The organism is Paenibacillus sp. JDR-2 (assembly GCF_000023585.1).
Classification (GTDB): domain Bacteria; phylum Bacillota; class Bacilli; order Paenibacillales; family Paenibacillaceae; genus Pristimantibacillus.
In genome coordinates, this window is the sequence record NC_012914.1 from 1,717,452 (window position 1) to 1,739,305 (window position 21,854).

15 protein-coding genes are annotated in these 21,854 nt (G+C 52.1%); 12 read left to right on the forward strand and 3 right to left on the reverse strand.

What is annotated here, in order from left to right; genetic code table 11:
• Positions 1–9: 9 nt before the first annotated feature.
• Positions 10–1,119, forward strand: a complete 1,110-nt coding sequence (locus tag PJDR2_RS07485) for a CgeB family protein (RefSeq protein WP_015843060.1) — start codon at positions 10–12, stop codon at positions 1,117–1,119.
• Positions 1,120–1,130: 11 nt separating this feature from the next.
• Here PJDR2_RS07485 and PJDR2_RS07490 read toward each other — a convergent pair whose 3' ends face one another.
• The gene (locus PJDR2_RS07490) at positions 1,131–2,120 is read right to left on the reverse strand and encodes a ketoacyl-ACP synthase III (protein ID WP_015843061.1); all 990 of its coding nucleotides are present in this window, start codon (positions 2,118–2,120) and stop codon (positions 1,131–1,133) included.
• A 179-nt stretch (positions 2,121–2,299) separates the two neighbouring features.
• Between PJDR2_RS07490 and PJDR2_RS31790 the strand changes: the two genes are divergently transcribed.
• Complete coding sequence (locus tag PJDR2_RS31790) at positions 2,300–3,157, forward strand: YhcN/YlaJ family sporulation lipoprotein (RefSeq protein WP_015843062.1); 858 nt, start codon at positions 2,300–2,302, stop codon at positions 3,155–3,157.
• Positions 3,158–3,362: 205 nt separating this feature from the next.
• On the opposite strand, the gene PJDR2_RS07500 is transcribed toward PJDR2_RS31790, so the two are convergent.
• Both PJDR2_RS07500 and PJDR2_RS07505 read right to left on the reverse strand, forming a co-directional pair.
• Entirely contained in the window at positions 3,363–3,587 is a 225-nt protein-coding gene (locus tag PJDR2_RS07500) for a helix-turn-helix domain-containing protein (protein WP_006040330.1), read from the reverse strand.
• Positions 3,588–3,779: 192 nt separating this feature from the next.
• Entirely contained in the window at positions 3,780–5,408 is a 1,629-nt protein-coding gene (locus tag PJDR2_RS07505) for a catalase (protein WP_015843063.1), read from the reverse strand.
• 191 nt (positions 5,409–5,599) lie between these two features.
• On the opposite strand from PJDR2_RS07505, the gene PJDR2_RS07510 reads away from it, so the two are divergent.
• The 10 genes from PJDR2_RS07510 to PJDR2_RS07555 all read left to right on the forward strand — a co-directional run bounded on the left by PJDR2_RS07510 (position 5,600) and on the right by PJDR2_RS07555 (position 21,746).
• Positions 5,600–7,216 carry a response regulator transcription factor gene (locus PJDR2_RS07510; RefSeq protein WP_015843064.1) on the forward strand — a complete coding sequence of 539 codons (1,617 nt, stop codon included), beginning with the start codon at positions 5,600–5,602 and terminating at the stop codon, positions 7,214–7,216.
• Positions 7,213–8,988, forward strand: coding sequence for a sensor histidine kinase (locus PJDR2_RS07515; RefSeq protein ID WP_015843065.1), 1,776 nt, complete (start codon positions 7,213–7,215; stop codon positions 8,986–8,988). The genes PJDR2_RS07510 and PJDR2_RS07515 overlap by 4 nt, the downstream gene beginning before the upstream one ends.
• A 118-nt stretch (positions 8,989–9,106) precedes the next feature.
• On the forward strand, positions 9,107–10,558 hold the full coding sequence (locus tag PJDR2_RS07520) for an ABC transporter substrate-binding protein (RefSeq protein ID WP_015843066.1): 1,452 nt from the start codon (positions 9,107–9,109) through the stop codon (positions 10,556–10,558).
• A 91-nt stretch (positions 10,559–10,649) separates the two neighbouring features.
• Positions 10,650–11,597, forward strand: coding sequence for a carbohydrate ABC transporter permease (locus PJDR2_RS07525; protein ID WP_015843067.1), 948 nt, complete (start codon positions 10,650–10,652; stop codon positions 11,595–11,597).
• A complete protein-coding gene (locus PJDR2_RS07530) occupies positions 11,594–12,424 on the forward strand; it encodes a carbohydrate ABC transporter permease (RefSeq protein ID WP_015843068.1) in 831 nt (276 codons plus the stop codon). Before PJDR2_RS07525 ends, PJDR2_RS07530 begins: the two co-directional genes overlap by 4 nt.
• A 33-nt stretch (positions 12,425–12,457) precedes the next feature.
• Entirely contained in the window at positions 12,458–14,287 is a 1,830-nt protein-coding gene (locus PJDR2_RS07535) for a glycoside hydrolase family 127 protein (RefSeq protein ID WP_049790123.1), read from the forward strand.
• 320 nt (positions 14,288–14,607) lie between these two features.
• Positions 14,608–15,285 (forward strand): tetratricopeptide repeat protein, encoded by a 678-nt coding sequence (locus PJDR2_RS07540; protein ID WP_015843070.1) that lies wholly within the window; start codon positions 14,608–14,610, stop codon positions 15,283–15,285.
• Between the two features lie 100 nt (positions 15,286–15,385).
• A complete protein-coding gene (locus PJDR2_RS07545; RefSeq protein ID WP_015843071.1) occupies positions 15,386–17,131 on the forward strand; it encodes a sensor histidine kinase in 1,746 nt (581 codons plus the stop codon).
• A 134-nt stretch (positions 17,132–17,265) separates the two neighbouring features.
• On the forward strand, positions 17,266–18,852 hold the full coding sequence (locus PJDR2_RS07550; protein WP_015843072.1) for an SWIM zinc finger family protein: 1,587 nt from the start codon (positions 17,266–17,268) through the stop codon (positions 18,850–18,852).
• Positions 18,849–21,746 (forward strand): DEAD/DEAH box helicase, encoded by a 2,898-nt coding sequence (locus PJDR2_RS07555; RefSeq protein WP_015843073.1) that lies wholly within the window; start codon positions 18,849–18,851, stop codon positions 21,744–21,746. The genes PJDR2_RS07550 and PJDR2_RS07555 overlap by 4 nt, the downstream gene beginning before the upstream one ends.
• The last annotated feature ends 108 nt before the right edge of the window (positions 21,747–21,854 follow it).

Consider the following 21,854-nt stretch of genomic DNA (forward strand, 5'->3'; position numbering starts at 1 on the left):
GTGAAGAATATGGCGCCAGTAGTCAAACGGAAGACCGACGAGGAGGCTGGACGAGCGGCGGGATACAAGCTGGGCTGGGATCACGGGTACTGGTTCGGGTTATGCGAGGAAGCGATCAACCGCATTCCGCAGGCCAACAAACTGTGGCCGATTCACGCGATGTATGTGGAGACGGGCAAAGGCTTTCCTTACTCTCCCATCGACGAAGCCGTAAGAGGGACTTTAGCGACCATGGTTGAGAGGTTGACTGTTGTGAACGCGACGCAGCCTGTGGCAGAGCTTGCGCTTGCTGACCGGCCGGATGTTGTTATTGTTCTGGATGGACTGCAGTTTGATGTTGCGCAGATCGCAAAGCTTCGGGATAACGGAATCCGGACGGCGATCTGGCTGACCGATGATCCTTATTATATGGATATTACAACGATGATTGTTCCGCATTACGATACGGTATTTACGTTGGAGCGCAATTCCGTGGACTATTACAAGCAGCTTGGCTGCCAGAATGTGTTTTATTTGCCGTTTTGCTTCGATCCCGCGCAATATCGCCCAACGAATCCCGAGCGCTCAAACCGCAAAGAAATTACGTTTATCGGCTCCGCCTATTTGAACAGGGTTAACTATTTCAATGAATTAACTCCTTATCTGGCGGGGAAAAATACGCTAATATCCGGTATTTGGTGGGACCGGTTAACCAAATACGACCTGCTTCGTCCCAAGATCAAGCTGAACAATTGGATGGGACCAACGGAAACGGCTTTGACATACAATGCTTCAAAAATCGTGATCAATATGCATAGGGCGCATGACGATGCCTTGTACAACAGCAACCGAATCGGATTAACGGCTGTATCCCCTAATCCCCGGACCTTTGAAATTGCCGCATGCGGCGTACTGCAGGTATGCGATATCCGGGATGATCTTGCTTCATTTTTTACCCCGGGAGTAGAAATCGTTACCTATTCCTCGCCGGCAGAGCTGATCGAGAAGATGGATTATTACTTGAAGCATGAGGAGGAGCGGCAGCAAATCGCCCTTCGCGGCATGTACCGGGCTTTCCGGGACCATAAATACGCGAACCGTCTTCAGACGATGCTGACGATATTATTCCCGCTCCTCTAATTTTTCATGAATTAAACGGACCAGCGAAGCAGGACGCCTGACTGGGTTAATCCGCCGCCAAAACCATAGAGCAGCAGCAAATGCCCCGGCAATACACGGCCGTCCCGGACGGCGGCATCAAGAGCAAGCGGAATGGATGCGGCAGATGTATTGCCGTAGTGCTCGATGCTCGATAAAGCCTGCTGCTCGCTTATTCCGGTCCGTTCGCATAACGCGTCAATAATGCGCTGATTCGCGTTGTGCGGAACGAACCAGTTGATTTGCGATGGCGCGTAGCCGCTGTCCTTCAGCAGTCCGGCGATTCCTTCCGATACGTGGCTGAGCGCCCATTTGTACACTTCGCGGCCATTTTGAACGATGCGGCTTGTCGTATCGATATCCGCTGCGTTAATGACAGGGGACAAGCCGCTCCGGTAGACATGATGTCCTCCAGAGCCGTCTGTCTGGGAAGAGATCGCCAGAATATCCCCATCGCCACGGGCTTCCATTAAGAATGCACCGGCTCCGTCGCCAAACAAAATGCAAGTCGTCCGGTCTTCATAGTTCGTTACCTTGGATAAGGTTTCTCCGCCAATTACGAGGATTTTGCGGTAAACGCCGGATAAGAGCAGCCCATTCGCCAGCTGAATGGCTGATGTAAAGCCTGCGCATGCCGCCTGAATATCAATTGCGCCGCAAAGCCGGATTCCAAGGCCGGCCTGAACCTGGGCGGCAACGCTTGGAATGACATTGTCCGGCGTGGAGGTAGCGACAATAATGTAATCGACATCCTCGATTTCCACCCCGTACCGCTCCTGCATATCCCTTACCGCCCGAATGCATAAATCGCTGGTGAACTGATCATCAGCGGCAATCCGGCGTTCGCGGATGCCCGTGCGTTGGACAATCCATTCGTCCGAGGTTTCGACGATACGCTCCAAATCCGCATTAGACAAGACTTTATCCGGTGTATATGTGCCGATGGCCGTAATAGCTGCGTTGGAGTGCAATTGCTTTTCCATTAGAAACAGCTCCTTTTGTTTTCTGTAGAATTAAATTTAGTACCTGGTACTAATACTTGATATTAAATTACTGAATTTGAATTGATTTGTCAAGTGTTGTTGCGGATAGCTTCCGCATAACCGAGCACAATAAGTCACGGGTCAAAGCCTAACTAATCGAATGGAGGAGTGGCCAGGTCATGAAAAACAAATTCATTCTTCTTACAGCAAGTGTGGCTTTAGCAACAACGTTAGCGGGTTGTGCGTCCAATCAGGGAGATATCGGCAATAAAAATATCCGTCCTAACAGCGTACGATACGATGCTAACGGGAATATGGTCCGTAATCTCGCGGCTCCGGGAACATTGACCGACAAACGTTTCGCGAATGATCAAATGAACGAGATGAACCGAGTCAACGGCCGCCGTCTCAACAGCAACAACATTGTTGGCAGTCATAAAAATTATAAGATGGAAATGAGCGAGGAAATCGCGAAGAAGCTTGTAGCTATGAATACGGTTAAGACAGCCAATGTTATGCTGACTGACAACAATGCTTATGTTGCCGTATCCTTCGAGGATCATACGCGCGGCCTAAGCGCAAAAAGCTACAACCGTACGAATCTGAGCAGCCCGATTACCGATACGAACCGCCACATGAACGGTACGTATGGCGCAAGCGGCGGGAAATACGGCATGAACGGCATGAACGGAACGTATGGCATGAACGGTACGATGGGCGGTTACCATAATGACGGCATTCGCGGCCTGAGCACAACCAACACCGGCGAGAGCCAGCTGACGGACAAAATCAAAAGCGATATCGCCGCGGAAGTGAAACGGCTGCATCCGTCGGTTCAGAATGTTTATGTATCCGCAAGCCCGGACTTTGTGGACCGCATGAACAGCTATATGGGCGATGTTCGTCTGGGTCACCCGATTCAAGGCTTTGTATCCGAATTTAACGCCATGGTTGAGCGCATCTTCCCGGCTAATGCGACGAAGCTGAACTCCAATATGGCCAAGCACACCACTCCTTATATTTACGATCACCGCTAATAGCCGAAAATAAACAAAAAAAGGGCCCTCTTGCGAAGCAAGCGGGCCTGTCCTAGAAATGGTATCAACTGTGGGGTTGATGCATATGATTGTATCGAAGAAACCTTAGTCTAAGATTAAAGAACTTTGTCGAAATTGAAACAAAGTAAAAACCCCGCACCCTTTACAAGGAGCGGGGAAATAGCCCAAATCATGAATGGGATGGTTAGATTTGTAACTCCCCAAGCTTGATCAGCTCGACAACCGCTTGCGAACGACCTTTAACATTTAACTTTTGCATGACATTCGAAATATGGTTGCGGACGGTTTTTTCGCTGATAAATAATTGCTGCGCAATATCTCTAGTTGTCTTATCCTGCACCAGCAGCTCAAATACCTCGCGTTCACGATGTGTTAATAAAAACTTGCTTTTATGGTCGCTACCCTTCAAGTTTGTCACCCCTCCTTGCTCGGGTTTTTATGGTTTAACAAGGTTAAGGGATACAGTCAAATTATAGTATGAATCGGCTGTAGCAATGGTGCTGTATCTAGGGAAAATGGGCGCTTATAATAACACAGGGCTGTCCCCGTGTTATTGCTGCTTAACACGGAACAGCCCTGTTATTTATTGTTATCGTGAAATTTAATATCCGTCTGTTTTGTGTCCAAGCTCTTCGGCAATTTCCATCCCCTCGCGGGCAGGGAAGGTGCCTTCGTGTTCGGACTTCATAGCCGAGGATTTCTTGATGGCTTCCGCCACAAGGCGGCCGTATTCCGGATCCGCTTGCGTCAGATTGGACAGCATTTTGTCCTTAATGACAGGCGCGCAGGTTGACAAGGCATCACCCAGATTATGAATAAGCTCATCGCGCTCCCACTGCTCCAGCTTGCGGAATGTATCGCCTGCCTGGGCAAAATCGTTGGTCCGGTCAATCGCTTGTCTGACGAGATTCGCTTCATAATGCGGTTCATGCGATGCGCCGGAAGCTTCTGCCTCAGCAAGTCCGTTCAGACTGGAAGGCTCGTAGTTCACATGCGGATTTTGACCGGGAGCGACATCTACGTAAAAGGCCATTTGGCCGTCGCGCTGATTGGTTGCGGCACGCTTTTTCGGCGCATTGATCGGCAGCTGCAGGTAGTTCGCTCCAACCCGGTACCGCTGGGTGTCGGAGTAGGATAAGGTGCGGCCCTGCAGCATTTTATCATCCGAGAAGTCCAGTCCGTCTACCAATACGCCCGTTCCGAATGCCGCCTGCTCCACCTCTGCGAAATAGTTCTCCGGATTTTTATCAAGCACCATCTTGCCTACCGGCACCATTGGGAACTGCTCTTCCGGCCACAGCTTGGTATCGTCAAGCGGATCGAAGTCAAGCTCCGGATGCTCGCCGTCCTCCATGATCTGCACCTTCAGCTCCCAGGCTGGGTAATTTCCCCGTTCAATCGCCTCATATAGATCCTGCGTAGCATGGTTGAAGTTCTTCGCCTGAATTTGCTCAGCCTCGGATTGAGTCAGGTTTTTGACGCCTTGCTGCGGATCCCAGTGATATTTGACCAATACCGCTTCGCCCTTCGCATTTACCCATTTGTATGTATTGACGCCGGAGCCTTGCATCTGGCGGTAGTTCGCCGGGATTCCCCAAGGGGAGAACAGGAAGGTGATCATATGGGTCGCTTCAGGCGAATTCGAGACAAAGTCGAAGAAGCGCTCCATCGACTGCAGGTTCGTTACAGGATCCGGCTTAAAGGCATGAACCATATCCGGGAATTTCATCGCATCGCGGATGAAGAAGATCTTCAGGTTATTGCCTACCAGATCCCAGTTGCCGTCCTCCGTATAAAATTTGGTCGCGAAGCCGCGCGGGTCGCGAAGTGTCTCCGGCGAATGCCCGCCGTGGATCACACTCGAGAAACGGACGAAGACAGGCGTTTTTTTGCCTTTTTCCTGGAACAGCTTCGCTCTTGTATATTTGCCGATCGGCTCGCTGCCGAACGTGCCATAGGCTTCGAAATAACCGTGCGCGCCTGCTCCGCGGGCATGAACGACCCGTTCAGGAACGCGTTCGCGGTCGAAATGGGTGATTTTCTCGATGAAGTGGTAATTTTCCAGGGTAGCCGGGCCGCGGTTGCCAACCGTTCTGATATTTTGATTATCTGATACCGGATGGCCTTGTCTGGTTGTCAGCGTCAGATCGGTTTCGCCTACCGCTTTGCGGTTATCGGCTGCACCGCCCGCGCCGGACGCGTGAGTGCCGTTTGTTTCATTTGCGGACATTCTTACATTTCCTCCATTTCCAAAATCAAGTCCATTTTACCTAATACTCCAATACTATTCCTCATTCCGAATGAGTTTATGAAAGCAATTGGAATATAGTTGAAAGCCTATCCCCCTATTCAAGCGGCAAGGTGCGTAGTACTGTATTAAGAAAACAGCCTGCTTACAAAAGGGTGGAAAGGACTAGTCCCATGAACATATTGATCGTTGATGACGAGCCGCGGCATTTGAGAGGAATGGCCGGCATGATTCAAATGATGCGGCCGGATGCAAAGGTGAAAACGGCCAAGGATGGAGAAGCCGCCCTTGCCCTGGTTAGGGAAGAACAACCGGACGTGGTGCTTAGCGATATACAGATGCCGAAGCTTGACGGGCTTTCGTTCCTGCAGCGGCTGCAGGAAGAGGAGCTGCGGACCAAGGTTGTTATGGTGTCGGCTTATAATTTGTTCGAATATGCGCAAAGAGCTATCCGCCATGGAGCTTACGACTATCTGCTCAAGCCCGTTGACATGGACAAGGTAGAAGTGCTGCTGCAGCGGCTTGATCAGCAGCTTGCGGAAGAAGAGCGGGAGCGCGGCGAGTCGGCCGAAATCAAGCAAAAGCTCGAGCTTGCATCCTCCGCTTACCGGAGCCGGCTGCTGCACCAATGGCTAAGCGGCGAGCTTCCTCCCGGCGAAAGGGTTGACCTTGAAGAATGGCCTTTGCTTATCCAAATGAACACTCTCATATTGACGGAGATTCGAAATAAGGGAGAAGCTTTTCCCGTGACGGAACTGGTCGAACAGCTTAAGCAGCGGGTATCCGCGCATGGCGAGGCTTGCGTGTTCCCTTTGCAGACGGTATCGCAGCACAGCATTCGCCTGGTTGCCGTCTTGAAGCAGGAGAGCCATTCGGCGGCGGAGATAGGGGAGCTGCGCTCCAGCCTGATGAAGGAGACGGAGATATGGCGCGCTTGCGGCACGGTGTCCCATGGAGTTACGGCTCTGCAAGCGGAGGATAGGATTGAACCTGCCGAGACTTTCATCCCCAAGCTTTTCCGCCAGGCCGAGGAAGCATTGGAATATGCTTTCCATGAGGAATGGGAGAGTGTCGTAACCTTTGGTCATGTTGCCGGGCTGGGTAATAGGAATGCCGTCTTCCAACTGGATGGCGAGGCGCTGTTCGAAGCGCTGCAGGAGCAGTCGCTCGCAAGAGCGGAAGCGATGTGCCGGGAAGCCTTTGCCGAGTTATCCTCGCAGGGCCGCACGGAGCCTAAGCTGATGAAAAATTATGCGTCCCTTACGCTGATGAAGCTGAAGAGCCGAACCTCCGGCATCATTGACCAGCAGGTTGGAAGCGCTCTCGCGGATACCGCATCTACGGCGATTCCGTCCTGTACCGGCAGCGGCATGCTGATAGAGCTGATGCTTGGCAGGCTGGCAGAGGTTCACAAATCGCTGACGGACCGGAAGCAGGGCAGCGGCGAGCTGGCGGTAGAGCAATGTCTGGGTTGGATTCAGGGGCATTATGCGGAGGATCTGACGCTTGAGATGGCGGCAGAGCAATTTCACTTCAATCCCTCTTACTTCAGCACCTTGATGAAAAGCCGCACCGGACGCTCGTTCTCCGATCATTTGACCGAAGCCCGCATACGAGCGGCGAAGGAGCTGCTGGCCGGCGGCCGGTTCAAAATCTATGAAATCGCGGAGCAATGCGGCTACCGGGATACGAAATATTTCACCCGGATATTCAAGCGGCAGGTAGGCTTGTCGCCGGAAGCTTATAAGCATACGCTGCGTCCGCAGACGGGGAGCGGGGATTGGTCATGACTTTTCGATTAAGGCTGCTGCTCAGCTATCTGACGCTTATCGCATTGCCGCTGCTTGTGCTGAGCACGCTCTTTTACAATTCAAGCTTAAAAGTCGTTACCGAACAGGCGCAAAACAATGTTCACGATGTCGTGATGAAAAACAACGACGTTATTGACACCAAGCTGGGTATCGTCGATCAGAATAGCAGGTCCTTGTTCGTGGATAAGGACCTGTTTCAAATTTTCAACAACCTGAACCCGGCAAAAGAAGAAGAGCTTGTCGCAGCCGACCGGCAAGTTACGGCCATCTTAAGCAAATATTTCTCCCAGAATTCGGATGTCTATGCCGCGCAGCTGTGGACCTCTTACTACACCTTCGGAAGCACGATGCTGATGCCGCTAGGTGATCCGGTACAGTCCGCGATTTACAAAGAAGCGGTTAAGGCAGGGGGCAAGATGGTCTGGTACCCGACCTATGATTTTATCAAGATGTACGATCAGCATTGGCTTCAAGACGGGACGATTGACTACCGGTACTTGTTCTCGGCAACCAGACTGCTTAACTTCTCCCACATGGAGGACAGCACGCTGGTCAAGCTGAAGCCGGAGGTCGAGCGTCCCGTGCTTGCGATCAGCTTCAAGTCGACGGTGATGGACGAGCTGTTCGAGAAGAGTATCCCGGCGGGCTCCTCCTACATGGTGCTTGATCCCGACAATATCGTAGTGGCTTCCAGCGACCAGTCGCAGGTAACCAAGCGCTTCGACGAGGATTGGATGAATGATTTCCGCGAGCAGGGCAGCGGGAGCGAAAGGATCAAGCTGAACGGGCATAACCAGATCGTAAGCTTCGCACGCTCGGAAGTAACCGGCTGGATGTCGATTGTCATTACGCCGCAATCCGTGCTCGTAAGCTCCTTGGTTCCGGTGCTCCGGACATCAACCATTGTCAGCGCCATTGCATTAAGCGCCGTAGCCCTGCTGTTTGCTTACTTCATCATCAGCCGGATTACAGGCCCGATTAAAAAGCTTATGAGCGCGATGCGTTCGGTTGGGGAAGGGGACTTTGAAGCCCGCGTGGACGTGGACCGCAAGGACGAATTTGGTCTCCTGTCCCAGCGCTTTAACCGGATGAACGACCGGATCGCCATGCTCGTGAAAGAGAATTACGAGATCAAGCTGAAGGAGAAGGAAGCGGAGATTCAAGCGCTTAACATGCAGATGAATCCGCATTTTCTATACAACACGCTGAACATAATGAATTGGACCGCTCTCGAGAATCGTCAGACGGAACTGAGCAAGATGCTGGTCTGTCTGTCCAATATGCTGCACTATACGTCCCGGAAGGATTGGGAAGCCGTTCATCTGTCAGAGGAACTGGAATGGATGCGCAACTACTTCTTTATCATGTCCGCCAGGTTCGAGGGCAAGTTCACGGTCGCTTACGAGATCGAGCCGGTACTCTATGAGAACAAGCTTCCAAGACTTCTCTTCCAGCCTTTTGTGGAAAATGCCATTCTGCATGGATTCAGCGGCGTAGAAGAAGGCGGGCAAATTACGATACGCGGCTGGATCGAAGACGATAGCCGTTATTTCGAAGTTCGGGACAACGGACGGGGGATCAGCAAGGAAGGAATCGACGCGATTTTGTACAAGGAATCCGCGTCCATCGGAATTAAAAATACGATCTCGCGTATTCGGATGGCCTACGGCGACGAATATGGCATCCGCATTCATTCCGCTCCGGGCAAGGGGACAAGCATCGTTATCCATCTGCCGAGCAAGACCCAATAAAAGTCCACCATTCTAGAAATGCTCGGGTTTTGTAAGCGTTATCCATCATCTACAATAAAAGCAATCATAGACTGCAGCTATGAGCCATGAGGATGAAATGAGAGAGGGGCTCTAAAAAATGATTATGAATCGATGGAAATACACTTCCGCATTTATGGTTACGGTTCTGTCGGCGGTGCTTGTCATGTCCGGCTGCACCAAGTCCGATAGTTCCGGCAATGGCAATTCCTCATCCAGCAATAATGCAGGCAGTTCGGCCAATACGGCCGGCTCCGGAACCGATTCCGGTACAACCAGCGGCGAAAAAATTACACTGAAGCTGACCGGATGGGGCGCACCGGCAGAGGTAGCGGCGTACAAATCCGCCATTGCCAACTTCGAGAAGACTCATCCGAACGTAAAAGTCGATTTTCAGGCGATCAGCAGCGGTGATTACGATACGAAGCTGACGACAATGGTTGCCGGCAACGACGAGCCGGATGTCGCGATGATGGAATCCGCGACCATTGCCTTCCCTCTTGCGGAAGAAGGCAAGTTCCTGAATTTGCAGGACTTCCTTGCAAAGGATCAGCAAATCACATTGGATTCACTAGTTCCGAATATTACGTACTCCCAGGCGCCGGGCAACATTATCGGCATCGGCCCTGGCCCGGAGACATTTGGACTATTCTATAACGAAGACGTATTCAAGGATGCCGGCATCGAACCGCCTCCTTCCGATGTTTCCAAAGCATGGAACTGGGATCAATTCGTCGATGTTGCCAAGAAATTGACCCTGGACAACAAAGGACGCAACGCAACGGATCCAAGCTTCGATCCGAAAAACATTAAACAATTCGGTATTAACCTGCCGACTTGGTGGGGCGCTTACAGTAACTTTATCTACTCCAACGGCGGAGACTTCCTGTCGGCCGACGGCAAAACCTTTGCCCTTAATCAACCGGAGGCTGTAGAAGTGTTTCAAAAGATGGCCGACCTGATCAACGTGTATCATGTCGCTCCATCCCCGCTCCAGTCGAAGAATATCCCTGGAACAAACGTCGCGCTTCAGACGAAGAAGGTTGCGATGGCCATTGACGGCCAATGGGCTTCGTCGTCGCTCGCGGAATCCAAGTTTAACTATAACGTAGGCGTTCTGCCGGTTATGAAAGAGCCGGTAACAACCGTAGTAGCCGGCATGTTCTCCATCTTCAAATCGACCAAGCATCCGCAGGAATCCTGGGAGCTGCTGAAGGCGCTGCTTGATCCGGAAGCTTCGCTTGGCATGCTGACAAACGGAACATGGATGCCTGCCCCTAAAGACTGGTACACCGACAGCGAGAAGCTGGACAAGTGGACGAAAGATTTGGCAGCACGTCCTTCCGGCTACAACGGCGCGGTTATTGACATGCTTCTGAATCACAGCCATGCAACGCCAACGGCTTACGTGAAAAACTTCAATAAAATCATGGATGTCGTTAACCCTGCTTTGGATAAAGTGTGGCTGGGCAAACAGTCTGCCCAGGAAGCGCTTGATTCCATAGCCGCGAAGGCACAGCAGCAAGTACAAGGCCGGCGCGACGTCGAGTAAGCTGTCCGCAGACCGCGGATAACAGGAGAGGGCAGCGGTTCGGAAGTTAGAAGAATCGCTGCCCTCTGCCATAGACAGGGAGGGTTACGGCATGGAGATTTCGGCAAACACTGGCAAGTCCGCCAAGACGGTTGTCAGAAAGAGCACCAAAAGGGAACGCAAGGCGCTGTTCTACGGCCTGCTCTTTACAGCGCCGGCGATACTCGGCTTTATTATCTATACGCTAGGACCGATGATTGCCAGCTTATACTTAAGCTTAACGGATTACAACGTCTTTAAAGATACGACCAGCTTTATCGGTCTGGACAACTATATCAAGCTGTTCAGCGGCGAAGACGATTTGTTCTACAAATCGCTTGGCACAACCTTTTATTTTGTTCTTTTGCGCGTGCCGGCGGTTATCATTATCTCGTTCTTTCTGGCCATTCTTCTGAATATGAACGTGAAGGGCCGGGCAATCTTCCGGACAATTATCTACCTGCCTAGCATTGTTCCGGCGGTTGCCGCTTCGATGATCTGGCTGTGGCTTATGAATCCGGATCTGGGCCTACTGAATATGGCGCTCAATTGGCTTCATCTGCCAACAAGCAACTGGCTGTTCGGAGAGGGCAGCGTCATCCCGTCTATCGTTCTCACGACATTATGGGGGATTGGCGGTACGGTTATCATTTTCCTTGCCGGCCTGTCGGGCATACCGAAATCCTACTATGAGGCAATTGACGTTGACGGCGGAGGATGGTACAGCAAGCTGCGCCATATCACGGTTCCGATGCTGACGCCAACGATCTTTTTCAATACGATTATGACGATTATCGGCTCCTTCCAGGTGTTCAGCGAAGCGTATATTCTGACGCAAGGCGGACCGAACAACAAAAGCTTGTTCTTCGTATTCTATCTGTGGCGTACCGCATTCCGCGATACGGAGATGGGCTATGCTTCCGCGCTGGCGTGGGTATTGTTCATCATCATTATGATCTTTACGGTGCTTGTCTTCAAGACCTCGAAATCCTGGGTGCATTATGAGGGGGAAAAACAATGAGAGAGTCCAGGCTGAAGCTTACTGCCGGGTTTACCTCCCTGCTGATCGTTTCCGCGATGTTTATCGTGCCGTTTCTGTGGCTGCTTCGCAGTTCGGTGATGGATTTGTCGCAAATTTTCATCATGCCGCCACAGTGGATACCGAAGCCTTTTCACTTTGAAAACTTCAAGGAGGCCTTGACTGTCGTACCGTTTGGGACCTTCTTCAAAAATACACTCATTATCGTAGCCGGGGTTCTGCTCGGAACGGTCGTCTCGAGTACCATTGCCGCGTTTGGGTTCTCCCGCATTAAGTGGAAGGGACGCGACATGGTATTCGCCATTCTGATGTCCTCGATGATGCTCCCCGGAGCGGTAACGCTTATTCCAAGCTTTATCGGCTGGAAGGAGCTTGGCTTCTACGATACGTTTTACCCGCTGATCGTTCCCGCGTATTTCGGGGGCGGCATGTTTAATATCTTCCTGCTGCGCCAGTTCTACATGTCGATCCCGCAGGACTTTGACGAAGCGGCTCTTGTTGACGGAGCGAACTACTTCCAGATCTATTGGCGCATCCTGCTGCCGCTTAGCCGTTCGGCCGTTATCGTTGTTGCGCTCTTTACGTTCCTTGCTTCATGGAATGATTTCATGGGTCCGCTTATTTATTTGAAGAGCGACAGCCGCTTTACGCTTGCGCTTGGCCTGCAGATGTTCCAGGGCAGCTATAATGCGCAGTGGGATTTGTTGATGGCTGCTTCAACAGCCGTAGTACTGCCGTGCGTATTAGTCTTTTTGGTCGGTCAAAGGTTCTTTTTGGAAGGAATTACGCTTACCGGGTTGAAAGGTTAACCAAACGATTAGGGAGGAAGAAACGTGACCGTTATGAACCAACAGATTAAAGGCTGGCGTGGAGTTCCGTTCTCGGAAGTAAAAATTGATGATGCTTTCTGGCGTCCGCGCCTTGAGACTCTCAAAAATGTAACGATGGGCGTCTGTTTGGACCAATGCGAGAAAACAGGCCGGATTGCGAACTTTGCCATCGCAGGCGGTTTAATAGAGGGCAAGTATGAAGGCATGTACTACAATGATTCCGATGTATACAAGGTGCTTGAAGGCGCGGCCTACTCGCTTATGACGGACCGTGATCCCAAGCTGGAGGCGGAAATTGACCGGATTGTGGAGCTGATTGAAGCCGCTCAGGAGGGCGACGGTTATTTGTCCACGTATTACACGCTGGAAGCTCCGGATCTTAAATGGACCGACATGGAAAAGCATGAAATGTATAATGGCGGCCATTTAATTGAAGCAGCCGTTGCTTATTATCAAGCGACAGGAAAGCGCAAGCTGCTGGATGTCGCCTGCCGGATGGCGGATCATTACGACTCGCTGTTTGGACCGGGCAAGCGACATTGGGCGGAAGGACATGAAGAGATTGAACTGGCGCTCGTGAAGCTGTTTGGCGTGACGGGTGAAGACCGGTACTGGAAGCTTGCGCTGTGGCTTCTCGAGGAACGGGGCCATGGCCACGGCGTAGGCGCGATCTGGGATAAAGAGGATTGGGGTCCCGCATACTGCCAGGACGATGTGCCTGTAAGGGACATTCACGAGGTAAAAGGGCATGCCGTACGGGCGATGTATCTTTACACGGCGATGGCCGATGTCGTACTCGCTTCCGGCGATCCTGCTTATATGGAAGCTCTCGACCGCGTCTGGGCGCATACCGTTGAACGGAATATGTACGTAACGGGAGGCATCGGGCCGTCCGTCCATAATGAAGGCTTTACGTTTGACTATGACCTGCCGAACGAATCGGCTTATTGCGAGACCTGCGCTGCGATTGCGATGGCGTTCTGGAATCACCGGATGAATCTGCTGCATGGTCACGGCAAGTATGCGGATATCGTGGAGAAGGAGCTGTTTAACGGGGCACTGTCGGGAATTTCGTTATCCGGTGACCGGTTCTTCTATGTGAACCCGCTCGCGTCCAAAGGCGAGCATCACCGCGTGGAATGGTTCCATACCTCCTGCTGCCCGACGAACCTTGCGCGCTTCCTGCCGTCGATTGGCCAATACGTGTATGCGGCGGCGGAGGACGGAATTTCGGTGAACCAGTATTTGAGCAGCGAGATGACCGTTCAGCTTGCGGGCGGAAGCAGCGTGAAGATTGGCCAATCAACGGCTTATCCTTGGGATGGCCGGGTAGAGCTATCCGTTACTCCGGAGCAAACGGATGAGTTCGCAATCCGTCTGCGTCTGCCGGGCTGGTGCGGAAGCTACCGGATCTATGCGCAAGGCGAATCCGTAACCGGTGCAGAAGCCTTGGCGGAGAACGGATATCTCGTTCTCAAACGGCACTGGCTGCCTGGCGACACGGTTGTGTTGGAGCTGGATATGCCGGTAACCGCAGTGCGTTCCCGCGAAGAGGTGGAAGCGAACCGCGGAAGGATCGCCTTCCAGCGCGGACCGGTCGTTTATTGCATCGAGCAGACCGGTAATGATGGGCTCGTCTATGACGAGTTCGCCTTTAAAGCGGCAGAGCCGTTTGCTGCCGAATATGCCGCCGAACAGCTTGGCGGTGTAACCGTGCTGCGCGGAAAGACGGACGATGGCCGTTCCTGCGAGCTGATTCCGTACTATGCGTGGGACAACCGGGAAGCGGGATTTATGCAGGTATGGGTGCGCGAAGCCGAAGACCGCAGGCTGTACCGTTAATACCTGTTAGCCGCGGAAATGTACGGAGCTGTTTGTACAGCCTTTCAAAAAGGTTGTATAGACAGCTCTTTTTTTCGTGTTATAATCATCATTCCGCCGATTTTTAATGGTAATTGGACCACTCGAGGAATATCCTGTAACAGGCCTTTAATGCTTTCTAGAGATAAGGTTATCGATGAAATCTATTTCTCAAGATGATAGGGTTATGCTACTATTATTAAACACATATTTCACCAAAATATACCTTATAATACGCATAAACAAAGCAAAAATCGACACAAAATGACGCAAAACCCAGCAATTCTTATTAGGAGGGTCCCATGGGAAAACTCTTTTTATTATTTGTTTTCTTTACTTGGTTGTTCGGTAATCCCATTATCGCCATAATTGCTCTGTTATTTATCGTTTACGTCATCGACCGCCGGTTTATCGGTCTAACCCCAAGCCTTTTGAAGCCGATTCGCCGATCCTCGCGTTTAAGCAAGCTGAAGAAGCATATCGCCCAATCTCCTAACGATACATCCGCCAAAGTAGAAATTGCCCGAATTCTGATTGAGAAGAAGAAATACCGGGAAGCGCTGAATCTGCTTGAGCCGCTGGAGCGGATGCTCGACGATTCCGCCGAATATTGGGATGATCTTGGCCTTTGCCAGATGCAAACCGGACAACCGGAAGCCGGCGAAGCTGCCATGAGCAAGGCGCTGCTGCTTAATCCAAGAGTGAAATACGGCGCTCCTTATTTGAGGCTGGCTAGCTATTATTCGAAGCTGGATGCGGAAAGAGCACTCTCTTATATCGAAGCCTTTCAGGAGATTCATTCGTCTTCCTGCGAAGCTTACTACCGGCTTGCGGATATTTACGAGCAGATGAGCCGCAAAGAGGACGCGATGGAGGCTGTTTCGGAAGGGCTTCGGATTTACCGCTCGCTGCCGCGCTACAAAAAGCGGGTCGAGCGCAAATGGGCGCTCCGTTTGTTCATTCGGAAGACCCGCGGGTGATGGAAAGAACTGCTTGTTTATTTTGCCGCATGCCGTATTGTTGTTTCCGTGAAAATCATCCATAATCGAATTACATTACGAGAGCTTAAAGGAGCATCATATGCCGCGCAATATCTGGCTCATGGCGATTAGCTTGAGCGTTATCATCGTTTTATTAAGCAATGCCGCTTATTATTTTCTGACTAAAAAAACGTTGGAAGATGCGCTAAACCATGAGATGCGGGCTGTTGCGAAGCAAATTGAATTTTCCGTTGAGCAATCGAGGCTTGGAGCCGAAAAGTTCCAGGAGCAGATCGGCAAGGAGCTCCGGGTCGTATCGATCGCGGCGCAGTACGCGCTGGATCCGGACGTTGAGAAGGTAACGAACGACCAGCTGAAGGAATTAAGCGCCAAGCTGGGGGTCGAACATATCACGCTGATGAAGCGGACGAAAGATAATATTATCCTGTATAAGTCCTCGGACGTGAACGAGCTGGGCAAAGGGACAAAAACCTGGGATCCCTGGTATGTCGCCTTTAATCAGCTGTTCGACCAGCACGAGGTCAGGATCGACTGGCTGGGCCAGACGCTTCCGAACTTCTGGAGCGGGCCGTTCGAGGTGGCTTCAACGGATCCCGACAGCATTTACAAATGGGGTTATTACTACGACGGAACAACGAACTATATTATCGATCCGTACGTCAACTATACGACACTCGCCGAATACGAGAAGCTGACGGGCATCAACGAGCTCATCAACAAATCGATCGGAAGCAGCGACTCCTTGCTTGAAGCGACGGTATTTAACCCTACGACGTTTGGCAAAGGCTCCTTTGATACGATAAACGAAGTGGGCGAAGTCCAGGGACATTTGCTGCAGAAGGATATCTTCTATGGAACGTACCGTTACAAGGGAGACAAAGATGTCGACTATGTGAAGAAAGCTTTTAATACCGGCAAGAGCGTCTCTGCAAAAGAAAATATCGACGGCAAGCATGTACTCAAAATGTTTATTCCGGTCTCGACGGGCCCGGGAATTAACCTGGTTGACGAGAACGGGACGCCGATCCACGGTTATGTGCTTTCTCTTGTGTCCGATTATCAGGTCATTCAGGACAGGCTCGACAGCCAATTTCTGAACATCGGGATTGTCATATTCCTCGTAACGGGCATTAGTCTGCTGATCGCTGCTTTCGCGATGCGATATTTCCGGCAGACGCGCGAGAAGGTAGTCGTGGTGACTCAGCAGACGTACGCAGACGAGATCAACAGCATGTTCCAGTCCATCCGCGCCCAGAGGCATGATTTCCTGAACCATGTCCAGACCATTCATTCTCTTGCGGAGCTGAACAAATCGAGGGAGCTTGTCGCGTATACGAAAGAGCTGACCGGCGAGATCCGGCTGATGAACGATATTATTAATATCGGGAACCCGGCAATTGCGGCATTGATCCGCTCGAAAATCTCGCAGGCGGAAAGCTACCGGATCGTTTTCACCTGCTCCTTCAGCGGGCTTAATCGTCTGGAGATGGGGATTAAGACACTGGATGTGAACCGGATGCTCGGCAATTTGATCGATAACGCTTTTGACGAGGTTATGAAGTATCCCGAAGAATGCCGCATGGTTGAACTGACAGGCAATCAGGCAGAAGGTTTCATCGAGTTCTGCATCACTAATACTTGCTCGAATGCGCGGGAGGTTACGGAAAAGCCTCTCTTTGACGCCGGCTTCTCCACCAAGGATGATGCCCATCAGGGACTTGGCTTGTTTACCGTCAAATCCATTACCGAGCAGTATAAAGGAACTGTACAGATTCATGCTGAAGTTGAAGACCGAATTACCTTCTTTATCCGTATCCCGCACTAATAACATTTGTTCGCTTGGCAGCCCGTTCACTTTTAACGAAGTGAAATGGGCTGCTTTTGTCTTTTCAGAGGGCGCATTTTTTGTGGTATACTAATAAGATGCTAGGTGAACGGAAAGAGGGCAGGTGAACGAACTTGGCAAGTCTTGATGATAAGCTTCATACAGCGCTTGAACACAGTCTGGGGCAGCATTTGAACGAAGAGATCATTCGCCGCGGATGGGATTATTATCGGAGCGGCCAGGTGCTGAACGTCAAGCAGGCAGACGAGGATACGTTATACGGCGCCGTACAGGGGTCTGACGTTTATTCGGTTTTGCTTGATTCAGACCATTTTCGATACAGCAAATGCACTTGTCCTTTTAATGATTATTGCAAACATATGGCCGCTGTTTATTTCGCATATTGCCACAGCTTAGACGGCGAGACGGCAGCCAAAGAGGCCTACGACCGGATTACGGGTGGTGACCAGAAGCAGCGTAGCACGGTTACCGTAAGCGTACCGAAGTTTAGCGGCCGTCATGTCCAGCCATCCGATGATGCTTCTCCGGAAGAATGGGGATTGTGGATGGACGCCGAATACGGTGAAACCTGGCGAAGCTGCCGGCATTCGCTTCATGCCCTGCAGCCGGTGCTGTCCGCGCTTAAGGGAACAACGAAGCATTGGGACAAAAAGAGTCAGAGGCTGCACTGGATGAGCGTCATCCTGTTTGTGCTCGACCAGGCGGAGCAGGCAATCAAGACGGTAGATACGTTCAGCCGTTATTATCATGAAATGTCGTTTTTGCGCATGGCGGAGCCATGGGTAGAACATTATTATACGCTGGCTCTTGAGCTGGAACCTTCGGAGGTTACCGGCCATGACCGCAGCTGGGTGGATTACGTTGCCGGTTATGCAAAGGGCAGAGCCGTGAAAAATGAGCAGCAGCTGTTTGACTGGACCTATATCTATTTGGCGATTTGCGAGCGAATGGCGACGGATGCCGCTTGGTATGAGCATGAGCTGGATGTCATGAGGAAGGAAGAACTCCGGGATTCGGAAGAGCCGGTTAATCGGACCTTTGTGCATACGGCAGCGGCGATGCTCTGTTTCTTCGGGCGCAAGGACGAAGAGGCGCTGGCGCATTTCGGCAAGACGGATTTCCAGCGCTCGCAGAAGGTGATCTATCCTTGTGTCGCGCAGCGGCTTGAGGAAGGGGATTGGGGACTGATCAGCCACTGGATGAGTTTCCTGTACGACCATATTTCCAAGGTGAAAAATGCGAGAACCATTGGACCGTTTATGACCTTGTGCCGGAGAGCCGATACGGATCAGCCGGATGAACCGCGCTGGACCGGGTATATGGTAGAGCTTCTTCCGCATTCCTATGCGGATTTGTCGGATCATTGGCTGGCCGTACAAAAGTACGAGGAATGGGCGGATCTTCAGCTTCTGATCGGCATGAAGCCGGATGATCTTGGCATTCAGAATGTGCGTGAGGTTTCGAAAGCAGCTCCAAGCGTCATGATCCCCCTCTATCATCAGTCGATTGAAGAGGCAATTAATTCGCGCAACCGGCAGGGCTACCGCCTTGCGGTGAAAGAGCTTAAGAAGCTTGAGAGGCTGTATAAGGCCGATAAGCATGCGGATAAATGGGAGCGTTACATTGAAGGAATCGCAAGCAAGTATCAACGGCTTCGCGCGTTTCAGGAAGAGCTGTGGAAAGGAAAAATCGTAACATGAAAACATTCATCGGCGCTCGGACGTTACTCGTGGACGGTTACTGGAAGCAAGGCGACAAGGAGGAAGACAGTGCAATCATACTCGCGGCGGCAGACCGGGGGGACAGTCCGGCAAGGCTGAAGCAGGTGCTCTTTGCCTGGCATCAAGCCTCTTGGTATGGCGCGGAGGTTGAGGACATTGATTCGGAAATGGGGAAGGCGCTTAAGCTGCCTCCCCTGCTTGCTGTTGATTACTTGTCCTCGCCGCGTCCTGTCCGGCTTCTGCAAGTGGAATGGACGGATCGGCTGCAAGCCTTGATGCGTATGGCAGGCAAGCTCCGGGAGGTGCTGCTTGAGGGATGGTTTCAGCCGGACTGGGGCAGATGGTCGGAGCACCGGCGCGCGTGGCGGCTGGAGGTTCCGGCGGAACAGGCTGCTTTTGCCGCGGAATGGCAGCAGCTTATAAGGGAGACCGGGATAAACGGTGCGGATCAGTGGTTAAGCGAGGCGGTTGAAGAGGTTTTGGCGCAGAACGGTCCTGCCGCGGCGGCGTGGCGCAAAATTGCCGCAGCGGCAGGCGGGGAATCCGTACTTCTTCATAAGGCCGCCGATGAAGAGGACTGGCTGATTGCGCTTGGTCTTCATAAGGATACGATGCCTTTTAAGGTTGCTCTGCAGCTCGCGGAGCCTGTGGAAGGCGCAAGCTGGCAGCTTCGTCCCGCGCTGCAGGACCGAAACGGCGGATCATGGATCCCCGTTGTCCATGCGAAAGGGCAATGGCAAGTCTTGTTCGAGCAGGACGGTCCGCTGCCCGCGGACTGGGTGCCGCATTTGGATGCTAGACTGGCGAAGGAGCACGGCAAATGGCTTGCTGTCCTGCCGGACTGGATGGATGAAGCTGATCCGGAGAAGCTGCGCAGACAGCTTACGGATAACGATGCCTGGTTCTTTATGGAGAAAGCGAGCCTGCAGCTGCTGGAAGCAGGCTGCCCGGTTCTCTTGCCAAGCTGGTGGGAAGCTGTGCGCTCCCGCCGCTTAAGGCTGAAAGCAAAAATGAAATCTTCGGTTGGCTCCGACGCGCAGCCGATGTTTGGCCTGGACCAGATTGTGCAGTTCGATTGGAAGATGGCACTTGGAAATGTCGATCTGTCGGAGTCCGAGTTCATGCGGCTTGCCGAAGAAAACCGGAGGCTCATGAATATCGGCGGCGAATGGGTTCATCTCGATCCGCAGGATGTTGCTCAGATTCGCGACTGGATCAAGCGGGTCGGCAAGCGCAAAGGGCTGTCGTTCCGCGATGTGATGGAGATGCATTTGCTCGGCGGCACCGTTATGGAAGACGGAGATGATGCTTCCATCGCGCTGCGGGCAGAGGTTGAGCTGAACGATCATCTGACGAGATGGCTCGAGCAGCTTCAGCATACGGCTGAAATCCCTCTGGTCGATATACCAGGCAGCTTCCTAGGTTCTCTTCGTCCGTACCAGCAGCAGGGGGTTTCCTGGCTGCTGTTCCTCCGGAGATTCGGCCTTGGCGGCGTGCTTGCCGATGATATGGGTCTTGGCAAGACGATTCAGTTCATGGCTTATCTCTCCTATGTGAAGGAGCACAGCAGCAATAGTCTTGGACCTTCTCTTCTGATTTGTCCGACTTCCGTTATCGGCAACTGGGAGAAGGAGCTGGAGAAGTTCGCCCCAACTCTTGCGGCGTATCTCCATTACGGCCCAAAAAGGGAAAAAGGCGAGGCGCTTCAAGAAGCGGTTGCAGGTGCCGATATTGTCATCACGTCTTATTCTCTTGCCCAAATTGATGAAGAAGAGCTGAGTCAGATCGAATGGGATGCTCTCTGTCTGGATGAAGCGCAAAACATAAAAAACGTATACACGAAGCAATCTGCTGCGATCCGCGCACTGCCGGCCAATCACCGGATCGCGCTGACCGGTACCCCGATGGAAAACCGGCTGACCGAGCTTTGGTCGATCTATGATTTTATTAATCCGGGATACCTGGGCAGCATGGGCGAGTTCCGCAAAGCGATTGTACTGCCAATTGAACGCACCCGTGACGAACAAGTCATCAGCGGCCTTCAGCGTTGGGTGAAGCCGTTTATGCTCCGCAGGGTGAAGAAGGATCCCGCGATTCAGCTGTCGCTGCCCGAAAAGAATGAAGCAAAAACTTATTTGACCTTAACGACAGAGCAAGGGGCGATCTACGAGAATATCGTTGCCGATCTGCTCGAGAAGCTGGATAAGCTAGGTCCGATGCAGCGCCGGGGCTTAATTCTGGCTTCGCTTACGAGACTGAAGCAGCTATGCGATCATCCGGCTATGCTGAACGAAGAACGCGAGCTTCAGCAGCAGTGGGATGAGAGCCGATCGAACAAGGTAGCGCGATTGCTGGAGATGGTAGAGGAAATTGCATCCGAAGGCGAACGCTGCTTGATTTTTACCCAGTTTGTGGATATGGGCGAGCAGCTTAAGAAGCTTCTGGAAGAACGGCTGGGACTTCCGGTTCCGTATTTGCATGGCGGTGTGCCTAAGGCCAAGCGGGACGATATGATCGACAAGTTCCAGAACCCGGAGGAGCCATGCTGCGCATTTGTACTGTCGCTTAAAGCCGGTGGTACCGGCCTTAACTTGACGGCGGCGAATCACGTCTTCCATTTCGACCGTTGGTGGAATCCGGCGGTCGAGAATCAGGCGACAGACCGTGCTTTCCGGATTGGCCAGACGAAGCAGGTACAGGTCCATAAGTTTATTACGCTTGGCACGCTTGAGGAAAAAATCGACGAGATGATTGACCGGAAGCAGCAGCTGAACGAGCAGGTCGTTGGGCAGTCCGAGCAATGGATTACCGAGCTGTCTACGGATGAGCTGAAGGAGCTGTTCGCGCTTCGCAAAAACTGGCTGAAGGGATGAGGGGGATAAATGTCTGGAGAAAAGGACAAGTGGGCTAAAGCGATGAGTGAGCGGCACACCGGATCCCCTGGACCTGATCAGCCGGATCAGGGGAGCACCGAGCCGGAT

Coding starts and splice junctions, on each gene's coding strand:
- PJDR2_RS31790 (WP_015843062.1), top strand. CDS start 2,300: ATGAAAAACAAATTCATTCTTCTTACAGCAAGTGTGGCTTTAGCAACA.
- PJDR2_RS07510 (WP_015843064.1), top strand. CDS start 5,600: ATGAACATATTGATCGTTGATGACGAGCCGCGGCATTTGAGAGGAATG.
- PJDR2_RS07485 (WP_015843060.1), top strand. CDS start 10: ATGGCGCCAGTAGTCAAACGGAAGACCGACGAGGAGGCTGGACGAGCG.
- PJDR2_RS07505 (WP_015843063.1), bottom strand. CDS start 5,408: ATGTCCGCAAATGAAACAAACGGCACTCACGCGTCCGGCGCGGGCGGT.
- PJDR2_RS07520 (WP_015843066.1), top strand. CDS start 9,107: ATGATTATGAATCGATGGAAATACACTTCCGCATTTATGGTTACGGTT.
- PJDR2_RS07540 (WP_015843070.1), top strand. CDS start 14,608: ATGGGAAAACTCTTTTTATTATTTGTTTTCTTTACTTGGTTGTTCGGT.
- PJDR2_RS07545 (WP_015843071.1), top strand. CDS start 15,386: ATGCCGCGCAATATCTGGCTCATGGCGATTAGCTTGAGCGTTATCATC.
- PJDR2_RS07490 (WP_015843061.1), bottom strand. CDS start 2,120: ATGGAAAAGCAATTGCACTCCAACGCAGCTATTACGGCCATCGGCACA.
- PJDR2_RS07515 (WP_015843065.1), top strand. CDS start 7,213: ATGACTTTTCGATTAAGGCTGCTGCTCAGCTATCTGACGCTTATCGCA.
- PJDR2_RS07555 (WP_015843073.1), top strand. CDS start 18,849: ATGAAAACATTCATCGGCGCTCGGACGTTACTCGTGGACGGTTACTGG.
- PJDR2_RS07530 (WP_015843068.1), top strand. CDS start 11,594: ATGAGAGAGTCCAGGCTGAAGCTTACTGCCGGGTTTACCTCCCTGCTG.
- PJDR2_RS07525 (WP_015843067.1), top strand. CDS start 10,650: ATGGAGATTTCGGCAAACACTGGCAAGTCCGCCAAGACGGTTGTCAGA.
- PJDR2_RS07535 (WP_049790123.1), top strand. CDS start 12,458: ATGAACCAACAGATTAAAGGCTGGCGTGGAGTTCCGTTCTCGGAAGTA.